Below are 19,746 nucleotides of genomic sequence, written 5' to 3' on the forward strand. Positions count from 1 at the left end.
CCTAAAATGCGGGCATAAAAAAAAGCGCCGAGGCGCTTTTTTTTATATCGCTAAAACTTATTCTCCATAGTCGCCGGTATACTGTCCTGGCGCCAGGTTATCAAATCGAGAATGAGCACCGTTAAAGGCTAGGCGACAGGTGCCAATGGGGCCGTTACGCTGCTTACCGATGATGATCTCACCGATACCCTTATCGGGACTGTCCTCGTTATAGACCTCATCACGGTAGATGAAAGCGATGACATCGGCATCCTGCTCGATGGCGCCGGATTCACGTAAGTCGGAGTTGATCGGACGCTTGTTGGGTCGTTGCTCCAACGATCGGTTAAGCTGCGACAGCGCGATCACCGGGCATTCAAACTCCTTTGCCAGCATCTTTAATGAGCGCGAGATCTCAGAGATCTCTGCCGTTCTGCCCTCGGAGGGGCCGGACACCTGCATCAACTGCAGGTAATCGATCATGACCATGCCAATCTCGCCGTGCTCACGGCTAATCCTTCGCACCCGAGAGCGCAGATCGGTCGGCGTCAACGCCGCGGTATCGTCCATAAACAGCTTTTTGTCTTTGAGCTTGGTAATCGCCGCGCTCAACTTGGGCCAGTCCTCTTCATTGAGTTGGCCGGTGCGGACACTGGTTTGGTTGATACGGCCAACAGAGGCCAGCGTACGCATCAGAATCGACTCGCTCGGCATCTCCATACTAAACACCACGCAACTCTTATCCTGCGCCATCAAGGCATTCTCGACCAGGTTCATGGCAAAGGTGGTCTTACCCATCGAAGGACGAGCGGCAACGATAATTAAGTCGGAGGCCTGCCAGCCCGAGGTCATTTCATCGAGATCGTCAAAGCCCGAGGTAATACCGGTAATACCCTCGCCTTTCTCGACCATCTCATCGATTTTGGTGACGGTGCTTTTGAGCAGCGCGTTCATCTCAACCGGGCCACCCTCTTTCGGGCGCAGCTCACCGACCTTGGCTATATTGCGTTCGGCAACTTCTAATAATTCATCGGCACCGCGACCATCGGGGTCGTAACAGGCCTCGGCGATATCGCCGGCCGCTGAGATTAATGAACGCCGGGTAGAGCGCTCCCGCACAATAACTGCATAGGCCTTGATATTGGCGACGCTGGGCGTGTTTCTGGCCAGCTCACCGAGATAGGGCAAGCCACCGACGTCGTCGAGCTCTGCGCGATTACTGAGGTGCTCAGAGAGGGTGATAATATCGAGGGGTTTTTCTGCCTTGACCAGCTCTTCCATGGCGCTGAAAATTAGCCGGTGGTCGGCGCGATAAAAATCGACCGGACCAACGTTTTCATTGACCGCGTCCCAGTTATCGGCACTGAGCATCAGACCGCCAATCACAGACTGCTCAGCCTCGATAGAGTGTGGCGGTACTTTTAGCCTCAGAAGTTCATCGTCGCCGTCATCAACGCTAAAATCTGCCTCATCCTCTAACAGAAAGTCATCGTCTATCGGTGATAATTCATCTTCCATCGGCTGCGTTCCGCACTCACAATTTGAAATAGGTCAATCAGTATAACGTCACTTTTGATGGCTGTAACCACTAAAATTCGACACAAAAAAAACGCCGCAGGCGATTCGCCGACGACGCTTTTGCAGATAAGCTCTACCACCGTATGGCAGAGCTATCACACCGTGCTACTTACTCAGCAACAACAGACAGCTTCACAACAGCCTTAACATCGCTGTGAACCTGAACGGTGATCTCGAACTCACCAACTTCACGGACTGGGCCGTTAGGAAGACGAATTTCAGACTTAGCCGCTTCAACACCTGCAGCGGTGATCGCTTCAGCGATATCACGGGCACCGATTGAACCAAACAGCTTACCTTCATCGCCAGCATTAGCTTCGATGGTGACGGCAACAGCGCTTAGTTTCTCGGCACGCGCCTCAGCACCACCTAGTTTTTCTGCCGCAGCAGCTTCAAGTTCCGCACGACGAGCTTCAAAAGCTTCAACGTTTGGCGCAGTAGCAGGAACAGCCTTTCCCTGTGGGAAAAGGAAGTTACGACCGTAACCAGATTTAACATTAACCTGATCGCCTAGGCCACCTAGCTTACCAACTTTCTCGAGTAGAATGACTTGCATCGCTCAAACCCCTATCAAGTAAATTTTGTACTAAACGATTATTCGTTTAGCGCTATTCATAACGGCTTATTCACAACGGAATAAGCTAGTCGTTTTGTCCGCTATTGCCGGCTAACCGCGACCTCAAATTGAGGAAGCTGTCAGCAATAGCAGCTATTACCAATATCTGTACGATCAATAGGCTGCTGACAATACTGAGCAGCAACACAATATAAAAAAGCACCAGCAGTTGCTTTGACCACTGCTTGGCCTTAACCAACCAATGCACCAGCGCTATGCCTGCAAGCAAAATCGGCATGACCAGGATTAACCCCCAGATACCGAATGAGCCACCCTGCAAACCAATCGCCATGAACAGCACCGTAAACAGTACTGCCAGCTGCGGCGACAAGCGCAACTGATGAAACTCCTGTTGAAAACCACCCGGGTTATACAACAGCGCCTGCCACCAGCGACCCAGAATCAAGCTAAGCACGCCAAATAGCATCTGGTTTAACGCCAGAGCTCCGGTAATAAATACCGGATCGCTAAGAAGCGCCAAGACCTGGTTGCGAGTACTCTCATCAACCTGATCCAAGCTTGTTACCACCATCTGTTGCTGCATTTTCATCACCTCAGCGACAAAAGTGCTGTCCGTTGTTAGTAACAGTGACGCCACGGCGACACAAACAACAACTTGACTCAACAGCGCCACAGACCAAGAGCGTGTTGCACCAAGGGCATAACCCCCAATATAACCACCAATGACTGCAAGCAACGGCAGCGGGTTACCCTGCCAAGCAATCAACAACGCCGGCAATGAAGCCCACGCTGCGACCAACAAACCTTCGTTTTTACCGCGACTCAGGGTAACTAAAACGACTATCGCCGCCGCCACCCATGAGAACATCAGTGTTACCAGTGCAAAACTGGCAACGGCGATGGCCTGCATGCGTCCACGCATAATAAATTCAGCTAATGCACGCATTTAAATACCTTTCTATATCGTTAACCTATTGATACCGCGACTTATCTGTCGTGTGCGTCAGAGTAAGGTAGTAGCGACAGGTAACGAGCGCGCTTGATAGCAGAAGCTAGCTGACGCTGGTATTTCGCTTTAGTACCGGTAATACGGCTAGGAACAATCTTGCCGGTTTCGGTAACATAAGCTTTTAAAGTTTCAAGATCTTTATAGTCGATCTGTTTTACGCCTTCTGCGGTGAAACGGCAGAATTTACGACGACGGAAGAAACGAGCCATGAGAACTCTCCTTCTAATATTGCGTTAGACCCTAAATGGGCGGGAAATTATTCGCTATCTTGCTCAGCAGCAACTTCTTCAGTAGATTCGTCAGAACCCGCTTCAGTTGTTACTTCTTCAGTCTTGGCAGCGCGGCTAGCACGACGCTCACGACTTTCTTTCTCACTCTTAAGAATCGGAGATTCTTCGGTGATAGCTTCATCTTCGCGGATAACCATGTTACGCAATACCGCATCGTTGTAACGGAACGTAGTGGTTAGCTCATCAACAGCTTCCTGAGTCGCTTCTACGTTCATCAGTACGTAGTGCGCTTTGTGGACCTTGTTGATTGAGTAAGCCAACTGACGACGGCCCCAATCTTCAAGACGGTGTACCTGACCGCCTGCTTCGGTAACGATAGCAGTGTAACGCTCGATCATTGCTGGTACTTGTTCGCTTTGATCTGGGTGTACCAGAAAAACGATTTCATAGTGACGCATAAAAATGCTCCTTACGGTTTTAACAGCCTCGACAGTGAGGCAAGGAGAACCAATAAATACCCAGAACCTAACAATTATGCAGCTTACAGCGGGGATATAACCCGACCATAAATACGTAATTCCAGGTCACAGTGAATCTATCCGGTTTTCGGGAACGGCGGATTATACAGAGGAAGGTGCTGGACGGCAAACATAATCTGCCCTCCAGCCTCGATTATACGGGGGATGGGGGTAAAATCAGCTGCTGCGCTGACGGACCGCCTCAAATAAACAGACGCCGGCGGCGACGGAGACGTTTAAACTACTGACGCTACCGGCCATCGGGATATAGGCCAAATAGTCGCAGCACTCTTTGGTTAAACGGCGCATGCCATCGCCTTCGGCCCCCATGACCAACACCCTGGAGCCCGTCATATCGGTCTGATAGATAGACTCAGTCGCCTCGCCAGCAGTACCCACCACCCAACAACCCTGCTGCTGCAACCAGTTCAACGTACGCTTTAGGTTGGTAACGGTGATAAAGGGCACGGTCTCGGCAGCACCGCAGGCCACCTTGGCAACAACCGATGTTAAACCAACAGAGTTATCCTTCGGCGCTATCACAGCGGCAACACCACTGGCATCGGCGGTACGTAACAGCGCCCCCAGGTTATGAGGATCAGTAACGCCATCCAATACCAAGAACAGTGGCTCACTGTTACTCTCTAAGATGGTTTTTAGATAGTCCTCACTGAAGCCCTTGGCCATCTCGCACACGGCGACCACACCCTGATGCTTACCCCGTACCAACTCATCGAGCTCGCGGCGCTTAACACGGTCGAGCTTAATGCCGGCAATTTTCGCCGCCTCGACAACCTTCTCGAGACGCTGATCATCGCGGCCGTCCTGCAACATCACCCGGCGGACCCGCTGTGGCTGTTTATTAAGCAGCGTAGTCACTGCGTGTATGCCAAAAACAGTATCAAACTCAGACACCGACAACTCCTAACTCTTTTATTTCAATATCAGCAGTTATTCACACTGCAATTTAGCCATTGCGCGGCATTTTATCGGCCTTTTTCTTGGCTGCCCGCTTCTTACCCTTTGGCGTCGTCGATTTCTTCGGCTTGCGCTTGCGCGGCTTTTTAGCGCCTTCGGATACCGGTGACTCACCCTCTGACGATGGCGTCGCGCCAGCTTGAGACTGCTTTTTCGATTGACTAATCTTAGCGTCGAGGTTGCGTCCTTTGCCCTTGCCTTTATTGGCACGCTTCTTTGACTTCGCCTTGGAGTCATCGAGTACTTTTTTAGCGTTTTTACGCGCCCGTCTCGGTGCTTGGTCGAGCAACGACAGATGGATTTTCTTCTCTTCCATATCGACTCTGGCCACCTGCACGACCAACTCATCACCGAGTTGGAAGGTGACACGGGTGCGCTCACCAACGAGGCGCTGCTTCGCCTGATCAAACTGATAAAAGTCTTTATCAAGGGCAGAGATATGGATCAAGCCTTCCACATAGACGTCTTTGAGCTCAACAAACAGACCAAAGCCTGTCACCGCGGAGACAACACCGGTGAAGGCATCACCGACATGGTCGCTGAGATATTCACACTTAAGCCAGGCCATCACATCACGGGTGGCCTCATCAGCACGGCGCTCGGCCATTGAGCACTGCTCACCCAGCACTAACATTTTTTCAGTGTTATACGGGTAAATTGCCTCGGCGGATAAAACCTCGGCACCCTCAACCTTGCGCACATGCTTGCTGGCCTTCGAACGCACCACATAGCGAATGGCACGGTGGGTCAGCAGGTCGGGGTAGCGGCGAATCGGCGAGGTAAAGTGAGTATACGCTGGGTAATTCAAGCCAAAATGACCTTCGTTATCGGGCTGATACACCGCCTGACTCATCGACCGTAACAACATGGTTTGCACGACCAGGGCATCGGGGCGGTCAGCTATCGCCGCTAATAGATGCTGGTAATCACCCGGCGTTGGCTTCTTTCCACCGCTCAGTTCCAACCCCAACTCACCAAGATACTGCCGCAGGTTATCGAGCTTTTTCTCTTTCGGGCCTTCGTGCACGCGGTAGAGACCATCGAGCTCATGCTTTTCAAGAAACTTTGCCGCGGCGACGTTGGCACACAGCATGCATTCTTCGATAATGCGGTGAGCAACGTTACGATGCACCGGTACGATTTGCTTAACCTTGCGATCCTCATCGAACAACAACTTGGTTTCGACGGTTTCGAATTCAATGGCGCCGCGCTTTTTACGGGAATCCATCAAGGCGTCGAACAGATTGTGCAGTGTGTCGATATCGGCACTGACATTGGCAAACTTGTGCCTTAGCTTTTCACGCTTCGGTGAGTCAGCCTCTAGCATCGCGCCAACTTCAGTATAAGTCATTCGAGCGTGCGAATTAATCAGCCCCTCGTAAAAGGTATAGCCCGACAGCTTGCCGCCGGCACTGACCGTCATCTCGCAAATCATCGCCAAACGATCAACCTTGGGGTTTAGCGAACACAGACCGTTGGACAAGATTTCTGGCAGCATCGGAATAACGTTGTCGGGAAAATAGACCGAGGTCGCTCGTGTCACCGCCTCTTCATCGAGGGCCGTGCCGGGGCGAACATAATGGGAGACATCGGCAATCGCCACCCATAGTCGCCATCCACCACTCTTCTTGGTCTCAGCATAGACGGCATCATCGAAGTCACGGGCATCCTCACCGTCGATGGTGACAAAGTGCTTATCGCGCAGATCGACACGGTGCTGCTTATCCTGTTCGGCCACCTCCGCTGTTAAGATGGCGGTTTCGTCACGCAACGCCTGCGGCCATAGGTACGGAATATCGTGGCTGCGAATAGCCACCTCGATTTCCATGCCCGGCGCCAGATAATCACCCATCACCTCAACCACCTTGCCCTCAGGCTGGCGACGAGACGTCGGTTGCTCGATAATATCGACCACCACATACTGGCCATCTTGAGCACCGGCAACCAGCGCTGGCGCCACTGATACTTCCTGGGTGATTCGACCGCTGTCAGGCACGACAAAGCCACCCTCACCGCGACGGAAGAAACGGCCAACCAATTGCTCGGTGTTGCGCTCAATCACTTCAACAATAATCGCCTCGCGCTTACCCTTGAAGGACGAGCCACTGTCTCGGGCAACAATGACATCGCCATCGAATACCCAGCTCATCTGTTTGTTGTGCAAAAATAAATCTTTGCTGCCGTCTTCCGGAATCAAAAAGCCGAAGCCGTCGCGATGTCCCTGCACCTTACCGCGCACCAATGGCAGCGACTCAATCGGCACATAACGACCTTTTTGCATTCTGGCGGCCTGACCGTCACGTTCCATGGCACGTAATCGACGGCGTAACGCCTCTATAGAGTCGTCATCATTGAGACCTAAATCTTCGGCCAACTCAAGGTGCCGCTTACCCTGGGGAAAGTCTTTTAAGTAATCGAGAATGTATTCGCGGCTGGGAATGGGGTTGCTATAGTTTCCCGCCTCACGCGTGGCGTGAGGATCTGCACTGTTGTGCTGTTTCTGTTTGTCTTGCTTTTGGCTGTCTGCCATCTACTTTTTTTCCTAATACTAATTTTATTGGTGCGGCTAATTATGCCGCTAAGCGATGACTTTCTGTTGTCATAACGCCTGTGATGCGGCCTGCTGACGGGTTCTTTTACCGTCGATAAGGCTGCCGACCTCAATATATTGACTGGGGCTGAAACCCATTAAAAACAACGGCGCAACACTTGAGATAGTCAGCATTAACATGTTTACGCAGTTTAAATAGCATCATAGTCAGCAGCGAGAGGAGGCTTACTGTATACATCTACGAGGGGCTTAAGATCAAAATATTGGAGGTTGAGTGCATTATACCCCAGCCTCCGCCGATGGGCTAATTTATGCGCAACAACGCCAACAATATCCCGCTCTTCACGCTGGCGCGATCCATAAGCGCTAGGTAAACTAGCCACATTATTTCACCAGCCATCCTCTAACAAGAAATATCATCATGAGCAAAAATCCTGGCAACACTGGCCTAATGCGTATATTTCGCGCCGGCATCAACTCTTACCACGGCTTTTTAATTGCCTTTAAGGATGAGGCGGCATTCCGGCAAGAGTTATTAATTCTCGCCATTTTCACCCCTATTGCATTATGGCTGGACGTGTCAGCGCTGGAAAAAGTCATACTGATTGTCGCGCTATTTTTTATACTGCTGGTCGAGGTGCTGAATTCGGCAATAGAGGCCTGCATTGATCGGGTTGGTCCAGAGATCCACCCGCAGAGTAAGAAAGCCAAGGATCTCGGGTCGCTGGCCGTCAGTCTTGCCCTCGGCATGGCGGCAGCCGTCTGGCTGGCCATTTTACTTTAATAAGCCTCTGCCATAGCAACAGTCGCCGCTATGGCCAGCCAACAGATTACTTAATAACAGTAATACGGTCGACCTCAACCGTGGTCGGCTTGGTCAGACTGGTCTCAACCTCGCCCTCAATTCGCACCACGTTATCCGGTGTCACCTTCATCCCCTTAAAGTCTTCATCGTCAATCTCGACCGTTATAGAGCCACTCTGATCTTCAAATAAGTAATTCTCATTTTTCAACTTCTTTACCAACCGCCCTTCAAGTACCACATCGGTGTCATCAGACAGCTGCTCAATCTGTTTGACTGAGATCAGCACCTGATCGCTGGGGCCTTCGAATTGAGCGTTTGCAGACAAGCTAATTAGCGCTGCTGTGAATAAAGCAAGTAACGGCTTATGCATAGTAAAACCTCATTAGTGGCCCCCTTAGGGCGGCTGGAAAGTTCTTATTCATCACACAATCTAGTATAGGGGCTTATTTATTGTGCAAAATAAGTAACTTCCGAATACGCTGTAAAAAAACTAAGGTGTTGACAGCGAATGGCTGCGGCCACTACCTGTTTAACCCACTATTTAGCATGGATGGGTTATAGCGATCGCGGTTTAAACCATCGCCGACCATTAACATAACCAATAAAGCACGTAATATAGGGGAACGAAAACAACGGCAATGTATTCACAATGGCAAGCTGGCAGCATCACAACGCGACAATCAATGGCATCAATATGCATTATGTTGAGCAGGGCGAGGGCATGGCCGTGGTGCTTTGCCACGGTTTCCCCCACCTCTGGTTTAGCTGGCATCGACAGATCACAGCCCTTGCCGATGCGGGCTACCGAGTTATCGCCCCGGATATGAGAGGCATGGGGCAGACTTCTGCGCCACTCGACGCCAACAGTTACGGTATCGATACCATCAGCAACGATCTCACCGGGCTGCTTGATCACTGCAAGATTGAGCAAGCTGTTTTCGTTGGCCTCGACTTCGGCGCTTTTGCCGCCTATGACTTAGCCATGCTTCACCCCGATCGTGTTATTGCGATTATCGGCCTTGAAAATCCTGCCGCCCCACACAACCCCGACTGCCCCCCGCTGACTGAATACGCCGCCATGGCGGAGAACCATTTTGTCCACATCGAATACTTTCGCCCCGTTGGTCCGGCCGACCAGGCACTCAATCAAAACACCGCTGAGTTCCTCAGCAAGGTGTTTTTCGCCCTCAGCGGCGACTACCATTATCTCGATGTTTGGCAGCACCCTCCGGGCACTTCTTATCTCGACGCGCTGCCGCAGGCGCCGGCTCTGCCATGGCGCTGGCTGAGCGTCGATGAAATGAATTACTTTGTTCAGCAGTATCAGCGCAGCGGTTTTACCGGCGGCCTCAATTGGTATCGTTCCATGGATTTGAAGTGGCGGCAAAGAAAACCTTTAGAGGGCCAGCAAAGCCATATTCCCGCCTATTTTATTGGCAGCGAATTGGACTGTGACTTAGAAGGGTTTCACGGCGACAGCCCCATCGATTTAATGCGCCAACAATTCCCCAACCTCAAAGCCGTCGATATGATTGCCGGTGCTGGGCATCTGGTGCAACTCGAACAGTCAGAACAGGTCAATAGATTATTATTAAAAAATCTCACCGATATTAACCGTAATCAATAACGACCATTCACCTGCGAATCGATAATGTATGTTATGGTCAGCCGATCAAAATCAACAGAGTCATTACCATGGATGAAAGCAACCTTCCGCCAAAGCTCCGCGTCGGCCTCAATCGCTGCATCGGCTGGATAGAATCCGTTCTACTGATCAGCATTACACTGTCGACAATTGCCGCCATCGGGGAAGAGTTTTACCTGATTTACCAAAACGGCTACGTCAGTTTAAGCGATATTCTCCTGCTATTTATCTACCTCGAGATACTGGCCATGGTTCATCAGTATGCTAGTCACGGTAAGCTGCCAGTGCGCTACCCGATTTATATCGCCGTCATTGCCATCGCGCGTTATATTATTTTAGGTATGAAGGAGATGGATAGCAGTGAATTAATTATGCTCTCTGTTGCCATTCTGATACTCACCGCCTCGACCACAATCATGCGTATTGGCCACCACTACTGGCCCTATAACAAAATGCCCGAAGAGAAATAAAAAACCTCGCCACGGGGTGGCGAGGAAAAGGGTGGATAACGGGTTAAAAACGGTATTGCCCTTGCACCGCAACAGAACGAGGCCGCTCAGATACGGCAAAATAGCTACCACTGTTACTCAGTGGTACATCATTTTTCCAAACATCTGTTTTTTCGTTAGTGAGATTTTTGCCAATCACCGCCACAGTCCAGTCATCGTTGGCACCATCCAGTGCGATTCGTGCATTCCACTTAACAGCACTGTCATGCAACGTATTGGCATCCAAGTCCAGGGCGGAGTAAAACTCGTCGGTATAGTTAACATCGACGCCGGTACGGATTAACATGCCATTGGCCAGTGGGATGTCATAATTAACGTTGGCATTGGCGCTGAGATCTGGCGAGTAGACCAGGGTCTCCCCACTGAGGTCCTGGCTACCAGCCTCGCAACCAGGATCGTTACCCGCGGCCTGATCAACAGTACACGTGGCGTTTTCAAACTCATCGTAATAGGCGTCTAAATAGGCAATGGCACCGCCGATAGTCAGATTGTCAGTCAGCGCCCAGCGCCCATCGAGCTCCACGCCCTGAGATATCGACTTGCCAGCATTGCTCACCCGAAAGGCATCGCCTATCAGCGAGCTGACCTGTAAATCGTCGTAGATATTATGGAATAACGCTACATTTAAAGTGGCGGCGCCATCGGCCAACGTCATCTTCGAACCTATCTCAAAAGACAGTACGCTCTCCTCTTCATAGGCCAAAATTGACGCGTCGTTACCCGGCAGCGGATCACCAGGCAGTATCTCGCCGGTCAGCACATTAGCCCGCCGTATTTCCTCACCCGCACCGCTATAAGCCTCATCGAAACCGCCACCCTTAAATCCTGTACCGCTGCTGGCATAAAACATCGTATCGTCGGTGGCAAACCACTGCGCATTCAACGACCAACTGACATGGCTCTCATCGCGCTCAACATCGGTAAAACTATGGGAGCGCAAGTCTTCTATCAGAGCATTATCTATCGGACGCGCCTTGACCACAATCGAACCGGCGCTGGCACCAATATTAGGGTTGGTCGAGACCTTGTCTAAAGTCTTGGTCTCCTGGTTGTAACGCAGCCCACCGGTAACCGCAAAACTATCGCTGATATTCCACGTTGACTGACCAAAGAAAGCATAGCTGGTCGACTGCTGATCAAAGTCACTACGACCATTCAAGTCATTGGTTTGTATTAACGGCGTCACGGACAACGGCCCCAATAGAGCGAAGTCCATATCGATAATCTCTCGCTGTATATTCAGCTCGCTCTGTTGCGCATAAGCGCCCACCAACCAGTCAATCGTTTCGCCGCCTGGCGAGGTAAAGCGAAGCTCCTGACTATATTGTTTAAAGTCTTCGGCGCTGGTGCGGTGCAGCGCAGCGACAGCAGACTTATCCGCGTCTTCATGGCCCTCTGTTTGATAGCCGGAATAAGCGGTAATCGATGTCAACGTACCGGCGTCAAAGGCCTGCTCAACGGTGAGCGCGAATACGTCCGTCACTGTCTCATTGGCATTACCAAAATCCATCACACTGTTGTCACCATCAGAGATAACAGGAAAGGGCTGGTTACCGTCGGCATTGGTCGGCTGATCCGATTGATAAACATACTGCGGGAATTCATCGACACTGAAATCGCCGTGTTCGAATTTAGCATCGATTTGTAGCGTATCGGTGGCCAACCATTGAACGGCCCCCCTAACAAAGGTGTTGTCTGTATTTGGCGCCGTGGCGCCGGATGACTCATTATCGAGCCAGCCATCCATAGATTCTTGCCGCAAAGTCAAACGACCACTGACGTTATCACTGAGGGGCCCTGATATTGCTGCGGTATAAACCTGTTCATTATCTTCCGGGGCATAAATAGCATCAACGTACCCTTCAAAAGATTCTGTTGGCTTAGCGCTGGTGACATTGATCGCCCCACCAATCGTATTCTTACCAAATAGAATACCCTGGGGTCCCTTGAGTACTTCAACCCGCTCCATATCCATCATGAACGGCACACGAGCCAGCGCACCGCGGCCACTGTAAACACCATCGACATAGATGCCAACAGACTGTTCAAAACCAGCATTGGTGCCAGAGCCAATACCACGAATAAAGACATTCGAAGTGCTGGCGCCCTGGTTAATACTTATATTAGGCGTATATTGGCTTAAATCCTGAAGATCAGTAATACCAGCGTCTTTCATTTTATCACCCGACACCGCGGTCACTGAGATAGGGACATCCTGCAGACTTTGCGCCCGCTTTTGTGCCGTCACAACAACTTCTTCCAACATGGGTGAAGCACTGACATTTGCACTGAGCGCGACGATTACTATCGCTACGCTATCAGAAATTATTTTTTTTGAAAAAGATTTTTTATTTTTTATTTTATTCATTTTTATCTCATTATTATTGTAATATTCACGACTGCAAAGAAAGCAGCCGCTTATCGCTATGTGTTACAAGGCATTGCAACTTCGACAGCATTTGTCATCGTGTACATTAACTGTGGGTAGTATTCGCCCATCACCTCTTCTGCCGTACCATCTATTTCAACGTTTTGGATCGCCTGTTTAAAATCATCTGAGGCCAACATGTTTCTGATTTGAATAATGGATACATCCTTATCAAACACACCGTCACCATCGTCGGCCATCGGCAGCCAAGCCATACCACACTCTTGCCGTGCATTGCGCGGACGGTCTGCCTCACGGCTGATCACAATGGTGTAGTAACCGTTCTGATCCAGTGGTACTTCTTCATCAAACAGGCAGTCATTGACCCGAGTATTAGCAAAACTTTGGTTGGAGCAAATAGACCAGTATCGCAATTGCGCATCGGTCATTTTTTTATCTCCGTCAAACGTTTTAGGTGTCGTCGGCATCTTTGCTCGAATCACCACCACAGGACCGTGACGACGATTAACAATGGTGCGAATATAATTATTATCGGGGTTGGGGTAAAAACCTCCGGCACTGCGCCTGGACTCATAATTAATATCGCCAGTGTAGATACCAATTAAACTTTTACGATCAAGCTGGATATGCCATTTGGCTGGGATAACGGCAGGCCAGGTATCGGGTTTATCTGGCTGCGAGATGAGTTCACGATACTGGCTGGTGGGTATCCCCAGAGCATCGAGCGTGATCTGTAACGGCTGATTCGTCTTTAATGCCTTGCAGGCCTCACTACCGGTTAACCGACGACCATCGGCCAGGGTTAATACTGGCTTAGGCAGATCAACGCCGCCGGACTCATTCGCCTTGTCATCCGGCGCGTAAATACGATACAGCAGTGCCTGTTGCCCTGAAAATGCTGGCGCGTGAATTTTATTGCGCTTTAGACCGGCTAGATTCTTGCCTTCAACATTCTGTGTCGACAATGCCTGCCCAACAACCTCGATAGTATAATCGCGGTGCCGACTATCCCGTCGTGCACCAGCCCTAAAGGGGTTGATCGAGCCCTTATTGGGTTCAATTAAGTAATCGGCCACCGACTCAACAGGCCTGCCACGGTTGTCGTAGCTAATCAGCGATTGATAACGGGAGTGAGCAAACTCACCGGCCATATCCAGCCTTGCCCCATCGGGGACGGTAAACATTGCCGCCCAGTAAAACACCGATGAATCTGGATAGGCAATATTGACATAGGGGTCGGCACTGACAGGCCCTCTAGCCCAAAAACAATCTCTCGGACCGGGAATAACCTGCTCGTTAGCAGCCTGCGTTAATGGAGATACTGTTGCCAAAACCGCCGCAAATGCGGCCGAAGTCCAGGATATTTTTTTCGTCAACGATGACGTTTTTCGATTACAACGCGTCATGAAAGATGCCTTTTCATTTTTATTGTTTAAAGGAGTACACTCCACTGAAGGCCATCATAACCCTGCCTGATCAAGGCAAATGTCAGCTCAGCGACATTTGCCGGATCTTCCTCTCAATCAGAGTTTTTTCGATGCATAATACCGACGCAGTTGAAATACGAAACCAATTGACTCGCCACCCTGTTACCGGCGTATTACCGGCAGAGGCGATCGAACAGCTGGTAAAATCGTCACGCATAGAGTCTTTTAAGGTCAGTACAATGCTTTCAGACGAAGGCATACAGGCAAGTCATATCCGCTTTGTACTCGAGGGAAACATTCAATTGGTCAGTCATAACAAACAGGGCGAGGCAGTGGTGCTGAGCTCGATTGGCCGACACCAGTGGGCAACCTGGTTAATGTGCTTCGACAAGACCGCCCCTATCCACGCTTTTTATAGCTCAGCAAAAAGCCGCTTTATTGCCATCCCCTGCGAGACGATGATGCACGTCGCCCACCAACACCCCGACATGTATTTACACATCATCAGCGCTATTGGTAATCGATTTCGCTTACTGATGGACTGGGTGGAACAATCGAGCATGTTGCCATCGAACAGGCAGGTAGCCAAACTCTTACTGATCAGCGCCCAATTGACAGAATGTCGTAACAATCAGGGCATGGTTAGCCACACCCAAGAGAAGCTGGCAAAGCTCGCTAAACTCTCTCGTCAGACAATTAATAATATTCTCATGGAGCTCGAACAGCAGCAGCTGATTGTTCGTTCCTACGGAAAAATCACTATTCCCGACATGCTGGCCCTCGATGCATTTATTAGCAGCAACGGCGATTAACCAAGCCTGGAGGTGGTCAGCATGGTCGCCACCTGTTGCTGCAAGGCCTCAACATCAAGCGCCTGGGGGGAAATTGCGGGCTCGGCCGCGATCTCAACCCGTGAATAAAAACGCTTGGGCAACGTGGTCAACGCTGGACCACCGCGATGACTAAAAAAGCTCCCCCACAAACCACTCAGGGCCACCGGAATAACTGGTACCGGTGTCGTCTCAACAATACGCTGCAAACCAGTCTTAAACTCATTCATACGACCATCGGTGGTCAACTTTCCCTCTGGGAAAATACAGAACAAATCACCCTGCTCTAAGCCAGCTCTGATATCAGCCATCGCCTTGTCATAGGCTGGCCGATCGACATGAGACGAGACAATGGGAACTGCCTTACCGACGCGGAACATATAATTTAACACCGGTATATCATAGATAGGCTTGAACATAATAAAGCGAATCGGACGCCTAACGGCGCCCCCCAGCAGCAAAGCATCAACATAACTGACGTGATTGGCGGCAATGATTGCTGCGCCTTCACCAGGTATGTTCTGTAACCCTTTATGACTGACACGATATACCGTATGGGTCAGCATCCAGATGATAAACCGCACAGTGAAGTCGGGCACCTGGCCATAAATAAATAACGCGACAATGATATTCAGTATCGATAACAGCAGGAAGAAGTCAGCAATAGTCAATGGCAATAATGTCAGACTAACTATCGCCAGCACAGCACTGGCCACCATGAAGATTGAATTTAAAATATTGTTCGCGGCAATGGTTCTGGCCTTGGCATCCTTGTCTGCCTTCGACTGAATATAGGCATACAAAGGCACCGTGTAAAAACCACCAAAGACGCCCAACATCGCCACGTCAAAGAGTATTCTTAGCGATGGCGGGTGAGCGACAAACTCGCCGGCGGTGACAAACTCACCGGCTACAGGTAGCAAGTCATAGCTGTTAATAGCAAAGTATATATCGACACCAAATAAGCTAAGACCTAACGATCCCAAGGGAACCAGGCCTATTTCAATCACCCCCGCCGACAGCTTTTCACACAGCAATGAACCCAGAGCCACGCCAATTGTAAAGGCACATAACAACAGGGTGACAACGTTATTATCGGCAGAAAGATAATCCTTACTCAAAGCCGGTAATTGCGTCAGATAAGCCGCACCCAACAACCAAAACCAAGAAACGGCCAGCAGCGACAAGAAAATGGGACGATTACTGCGCATCGAGCTAACCAGCTTAACACTTTCGGTCAATGGATTAGCCTTTATAGACAGCGTTGGATCCGATGCCTGCGCCGAAGGAATCCAATAACTGGCCACCAAGCCTGTCACTGACACCGCTAAAATAACCAGCGACAGCAACCAGACAGCCTGCTGTTGACCAGCCAGCAATCCACCACAAATGGTACCGAGTAATATGGCGACAAAAGTCCCCATTTCAACCTGTGCATTTCCCGCCACCAACTCTTGCTCGGACAAAACCTGGGGCAACAATGAGTATTTAATCGGCCCAAAAAAAGTCGACTGAGCGCCCAGTAAAAACAGCACCAGCAACATCGCCCATATTTCACCGGTATATAGCGCCACACTGGCCAAAACCATGATGGCCACCTCGGCGACCTTGATTATTCGTGTGAGTACTGCCTTGTCGTACTTGTCCGCTAACTGACCCGATAAAGCAGAGAAAAGAAAAAACGGAAGAATAAATAGGCCGGCGGCAAGGTTGACCAACAGGCTGCCTTGCTGGCTGCTGCTGGCCTGAAACACCAGCAGGACGATAAGTGCATTTTTATACACGTTATCATTAAATGCCCCCAGAAACTGAGTGACAAACAACGGTAAGAATCGACGTTCCGATAACAGCTTAAATTGTCCACTCACAATGACGCATCCCTAGCCAAATAGGCTCTATCGTGCATCGAATTTGCTGTGTGTGCAATGACAATCCACTCTAATTAAGCGGCTTGATAGGGCGAGGTATCGATCGAAATCATATTATTTAACTGCAACACCAATACCCGGGCAATAGAGGGCGACGCGGGATAATCATCAACCAGCAGCTGATGGTAGTCAGCAACAGCGGATAACACCAAAACTATATCGGCAAGGTTATCGATGGAGGTTTCAACATTATTGCAGGCCTTAATAACGTCGAGTGCGGCACTCGCGTCCCGAAACTCTTCTTGCAACTGACTGACTAAGGCATAATTATTTCGTGTCGTTAGTTGCTCCAGTGTATTGCGAATAAACAACAGCGAGTAATTAAGCTGCTGATATTGATTATTGATCAACAACTGACTTTTACTTTCTTCAATATTCAATATAACCTCCGCTATTTTTGCTCTACTCCTGCCAAAAAACTATTGAGGTAAAAACAAGCAGAGCCCATCAATATTATCACTGCGACGCTTGAATTATTATATCCATTCGATAGCGAGTGCAACCGCTCAATAGCTAAACTGTTAGCCAATTAATTTTTTTTGCAGAATAAATAACAAAGCACCCTCAGCTTAACAGGAAATTATTACCGGTTTATTGCTCTTTCTATTACAATGGTTAAAAAATTTGGCTTTCAACGGCGCGACTAAACACTATGATTGAAAAAAAGCATCTAATCAAAATTGCCAATATGAAAATGCCCTTCGGGCGTTACCAAGGCAGAGTCCTAATGGACATCCCCGATGAATACTTACTCTGGTTCCGCAAACAAGGCTTCCCCAGCGGCGAGCTGGGCATACTACTGGAGTTAACGCTGGAAATTAAAACCGAGGGCGTTGAATCGGTACTGGAGCCGCTTAGACAACATTAGGTGCGGGCTGATCTTGTTATTTTTTTTGCCGTCGTCGACCGCCTCCGACCTTTAGGTTTTGCCACCTTAACCCCTTTCAGCCCCGTTGGCAGCGTTGCTTTTGCCTCTTTAATCAGCGGAAACAGCGATTGCTGCAGCGGCGTCATAAAGCCGCTATAGCTACTTTCTCTCTCACTGATACTATTCAGCGCCGCTTCCCATTGCGCCGTCATATCAGCACTGGTCGCTGATACCGGCAGGCTGGCAATCAGCCCCTTGCCCGCTTCTGTCGCCTGAATATTTTTTCCACAACGCTGCAAGAAACTGCGTTTAAATAATAATTCAATAATACCCGCCCGGGTCGCCTCAGTGCCTAAGCCATCGGTGTCTTTCAGTATTTTTCTGATTGCATCGCTGCTGACATACCGGGAAATCCCTGTCATTGCAGCCAATAAGGTGCCATCGTTATAAGGCTTTGGCGGCTCCGTGGCTTTTTCCAACACCTTCGCATCAATACAGCTCAACATCTCTCCCTGAGCCAGCGCCGGTAGGGTTTGCTCCTGCTGATGCCCTCGATCTGGCAGCACCTTTTTATAGCCAAGCTCTACCTCCTGCCTTGCCTTGGCGACAAATACACCACCACTTATCTCTAGCTCCACGGTGGTTTCATTAAACGCGTAGGACGGCAAGAACTGCGCTAAATAGTAGCGACTAATTAATTCATACAGCTGTCTAAGAGGCTTGTCTAAGGCTGACACGTCTTGCTTTCTGGCGGTTGGGATGATGGCATGGTGAGCATCCACCTTGCTGTCGTTCCAGCACCGCCCCTTAAGTGATAAATCTGCCTCATCAACAACGCAATTTAATTCAACGATATTGGCTGCCACAGCACCACTAACCTGACCGGCCATCGCGTGTTGATCCACCGGCAGGTAGCGGCTATCGGAGCGCGGGTAGGTGATCAGCTGATGACGCTCATAAAGTTGCTGGCAATTATCAAGCACCTGCTGTGCCGTCATCGCATAACGCTTGTTCGCCTCGATTTGTAGTGCGGACAAATTAAACAATAATGGTGGCGGTTGTTTTTTCAGTGTTTTATCGAGTTTCGATACCAGCGCTACCTGTCCGCTGATGCGCGAGCAGACATTCTCAGCCAACCCCTTATTCAGCACTCGGCCCTGCTCATCACGGTAGGGGTCGCAGGCCTTGCTGGGCTGCCAGCGCGCTCGAAATGATGGCGACTGCCCACCCTGTTGCTTTACCACCGCTTCGACTTGATAAAACGGTTTACTGATAAAACGCTGTATTTGCCGATCGCGCTCGACCACCAGCCCGAGCACCGGTGTCTGTACTCTGCCAACCGATAGTACGCCTTGATAACCGACTTTTTGCCCTTGTAGTGTATAGGCACGTGTCATGTTAATGCCGTATAGCCAATCGGCCCGCGAGCGCGCCAAGGCGGAGGTCGACAAGGGAATGAAATCGTTGTTATCACGCATCTTCGTCATCGCATGACGCACTGCCATTGAGTTTAAATCACTGATCAACAAGCGCTGAACACCTTTCGCGCGCGCCCCTTTAACGCCGTGGTAAGCCAGCACTTGATCGACCAGAAGCTGACCTTCTCGGTCAGGGTCACCGGCATGCACAATGCTATCTGCCTGTTTAATTAGAGATTTAATAATTTTTAGCTGTTTTCGTGTTTTGCTTTTCGGTACCAATTGCCACTGTTCAGGGATAATCGGCAGACGGTCAATAGACCATTTTTTTAAGCTGGCATCATAACGTTCAGGCTCGGCCTGTTCGAGCAGGTGGCCAATACACCAGGTGACACAGTCACCGTCAGCAGAATAAATACAGCCATCCTGTTTTTTCAAAGGTTTGGCCAGAACGTCGGCAATGGCGCGCCCTAGGCTTGGTTTTTCGGCAATAAAGAGTCTCATCAA

The 19,746-nt window shown here is 50.0% G+C and carries 19 protein-coding genes; 5 read left to right on the forward strand and 14 right to left on the reverse strand.

What is annotated here, in order from left to right; genetic code table 11:
* Positions 1–57 precede the first annotated feature (57 nt).
* The 8 genes from dnaB to L9P87_RS17860 form a co-directional block, all read right to left on the reverse strand.
* Positions 58–1,497, reverse strand: a complete 1,440-nt coding sequence (dnaB, locus tag L9P87_RS08425) for a replicative DNA helicase (protein ID WP_237444233.1) — start codon at positions 1,495–1,497, stop codon at positions 58–60.
* A 169-nt stretch (positions 1,498–1,666) separates the two neighbouring features.
* Positions 1,667–2,113, reverse strand: coding sequence for a 50S ribosomal protein L9 (gene rplI / locus L9P87_RS08430; protein ID WP_237444234.1), 447 nt, complete (start codon positions 2,111–2,113; stop codon positions 1,667–1,669).
* Between the two features lie 85 nt (positions 2,114–2,198).
* Positions 2,199–3,080 carry a YybS family protein gene (locus L9P87_RS08435; RefSeq protein ID WP_237444235.1) on the reverse strand — a complete coding sequence of 294 codons (882 nt, stop codon included), beginning with the start codon at positions 3,078–3,080 and terminating at the stop codon, positions 2,199–2,201.
* 41 nt (positions 3,081–3,121) lie between these two features.
* A complete protein-coding gene (rpsR, locus tag L9P87_RS08440; RefSeq protein ID WP_237444236.1) occupies positions 3,122–3,352 on the reverse strand; it encodes a 30S ribosomal protein S18 in 231 nt (76 codons plus the stop codon).
* 47 nt (positions 3,353–3,399) lie between these two features.
* Positions 3,400–3,831 carry a 30S ribosomal protein S6 gene (gene rpsF / locus L9P87_RS08445; protein ID WP_237444237.1) on the reverse strand — a complete coding sequence of 144 codons (432 nt, stop codon included), beginning with the start codon at positions 3,829–3,831 and terminating at the stop codon, positions 3,400–3,402.
* Between the two features lie 237 nt (positions 3,832–4,068).
* Positions 4,069–4,806 carry a 23S rRNA (guanosine(2251)-2'-O)-methyltransferase RlmB gene (rlmB, locus tag L9P87_RS08450; protein ID WP_237444238.1) on the reverse strand — a complete coding sequence of 246 codons (738 nt, stop codon included), beginning with the start codon at positions 4,804–4,806 and terminating at the stop codon, positions 4,069–4,071.
* Positions 4,807–4,858: 52 nt separating this feature from the next.
* Entirely contained in the window at positions 4,859–7,399 is a 2,541-nt protein-coding gene (gene rnr / locus L9P87_RS08455) for a ribonuclease R (protein ID WP_237444239.1), read from the reverse strand.
* Positions 7,400–7,468: 69 nt separating this feature from the next.
* A complete protein-coding gene (locus tag L9P87_RS17860) occupies positions 7,469–7,594 on the reverse strand; it encodes a hypothetical protein (protein WP_290368485.1) in 126 nt (41 codons plus the stop codon).
* A 247-nt stretch (positions 7,595–7,841) separates the two neighbouring features.
* Here L9P87_RS17860 and L9P87_RS08460 point away from each other — a divergent pair, with 247 nt between their 5' ends.
* The gene (locus L9P87_RS08460; protein WP_237444240.1) at positions 7,842–8,204 is read left to right on the forward strand and encodes a diacylglycerol kinase; all 363 of its coding nucleotides are present in this window, start codon (positions 7,842–7,844) and stop codon (positions 8,202–8,204) included.
* A gap of 46 nt (positions 8,205–8,250) precedes the next feature.
* Here L9P87_RS08460 and L9P87_RS08465 read toward each other — a convergent pair whose 3' ends face one another.
* Positions 8,251–8,595 (reverse strand): YgiW/YdeI family stress tolerance OB fold protein, encoded by a 345-nt coding sequence (locus tag L9P87_RS08465; protein ID WP_237444241.1) that lies wholly within the window; start codon positions 8,593–8,595, stop codon positions 8,251–8,253.
* A 279-nt stretch (positions 8,596–8,874) separates the two neighbouring features.
* Here L9P87_RS08465 and L9P87_RS08470 point away from each other — a divergent pair, with 279 nt between their 5' ends.
* The gene (locus L9P87_RS08470; RefSeq protein WP_237444242.1) at positions 8,875–9,852 is read left to right on the forward strand and encodes an alpha/beta hydrolase; all 978 of its coding nucleotides are present in this window, start codon (positions 8,875–8,877) and stop codon (positions 9,850–9,852) included.
* A gap of 68 nt (positions 9,853–9,920) precedes the next feature.
* Positions 9,921–10,340, forward strand: coding sequence for a phosphate-starvation-inducible protein PsiE (locus tag L9P87_RS08475; RefSeq protein WP_237444243.1), 420 nt, complete (start codon positions 9,921–9,923; stop codon positions 10,338–10,340).
* 43 nt (positions 10,341–10,383) lie between these two features.
* Here the strand turns inward: L9P87_RS08475 and L9P87_RS08480 are convergent, their stop codons facing one another.
* Positions 10,384–12,747, reverse strand: a complete 2,364-nt coding sequence (locus L9P87_RS08480; RefSeq protein ID WP_237444244.1) for a TonB-dependent receptor — start codon at positions 12,745–12,747, stop codon at positions 10,384–10,386.
* A 56-nt stretch (positions 12,748–12,803) separates the two neighbouring features.
* Positions 12,804–14,099 (reverse strand): hypothetical protein, encoded by a 1,296-nt coding sequence (locus tag L9P87_RS08485; RefSeq protein WP_237444245.1) that lies wholly within the window; start codon positions 14,097–14,099, stop codon positions 12,804–12,806.
* 206 nt (positions 14,100–14,305) lie between these two features.
* Here L9P87_RS08485 and L9P87_RS08490 point away from each other — a divergent pair, with 206 nt between their 5' ends.
* On the forward strand, positions 14,306–15,007 hold the full coding sequence (locus tag L9P87_RS08490) for a Crp/Fnr family transcriptional regulator (protein ID WP_237444246.1): 702 nt from the start codon (positions 14,306–14,308) through the stop codon (positions 15,005–15,007).
* Here L9P87_RS08490 and L9P87_RS08495 read toward each other — a convergent pair.
* Positions 15,004–16,893 (reverse strand): MFS transporter, encoded by a 1,890-nt coding sequence (locus L9P87_RS08495; RefSeq protein ID WP_237444247.1) that lies wholly within the window; start codon positions 16,891–16,893, stop codon positions 15,004–15,006. The two genes, L9P87_RS08490 and L9P87_RS08495, sit on opposite strands and share 4 nt — an antisense overlap.
* A gap of 74 nt (positions 16,894–16,967) precedes the next feature.
* A complete protein-coding gene (locus L9P87_RS08500; RefSeq protein ID WP_237444248.1) occupies positions 16,968–17,333 on the reverse strand; it encodes a hypothetical protein in 366 nt (121 codons plus the stop codon).
* 272 nt (positions 17,334–17,605) lie between these two features.
* Here L9P87_RS08500 and L9P87_RS08505 point away from each other — a divergent pair, with 272 nt between their 5' ends.
* The gene (locus tag L9P87_RS08505) at positions 17,606–17,821 is read left to right on the forward strand and encodes a DUF3820 family protein (protein WP_237444249.1); all 216 of its coding nucleotides are present in this window, start codon (positions 17,606–17,608) and stop codon (positions 17,819–17,821) included.
* On the opposite strand, the gene L9P87_RS08510 is transcribed toward L9P87_RS08505, so the two are convergent.
* Positions 17,818–19,743 (reverse strand): DNA topoisomerase III, encoded by a 1,926-nt coding sequence (locus L9P87_RS08510; RefSeq protein ID WP_237444250.1) that lies wholly within the window; start codon positions 19,741–19,743, stop codon positions 17,818–17,820. The two genes, L9P87_RS08505 and L9P87_RS08510, sit on opposite strands and share 4 nt — an antisense overlap.
* Positions 19,744–19,746: the final 3 nt, after the last annotated feature.

Origin of the sequence: Sinobacterium norvegicum (assembly GCF_923077115.1) — a bacterium.
Lineage (GTDB): Bacteria > Pseudomonadota > Gammaproteobacteria > Pseudomonadales > Sinobacteriaceae > Sinobacterium > Sinobacterium norvegicum.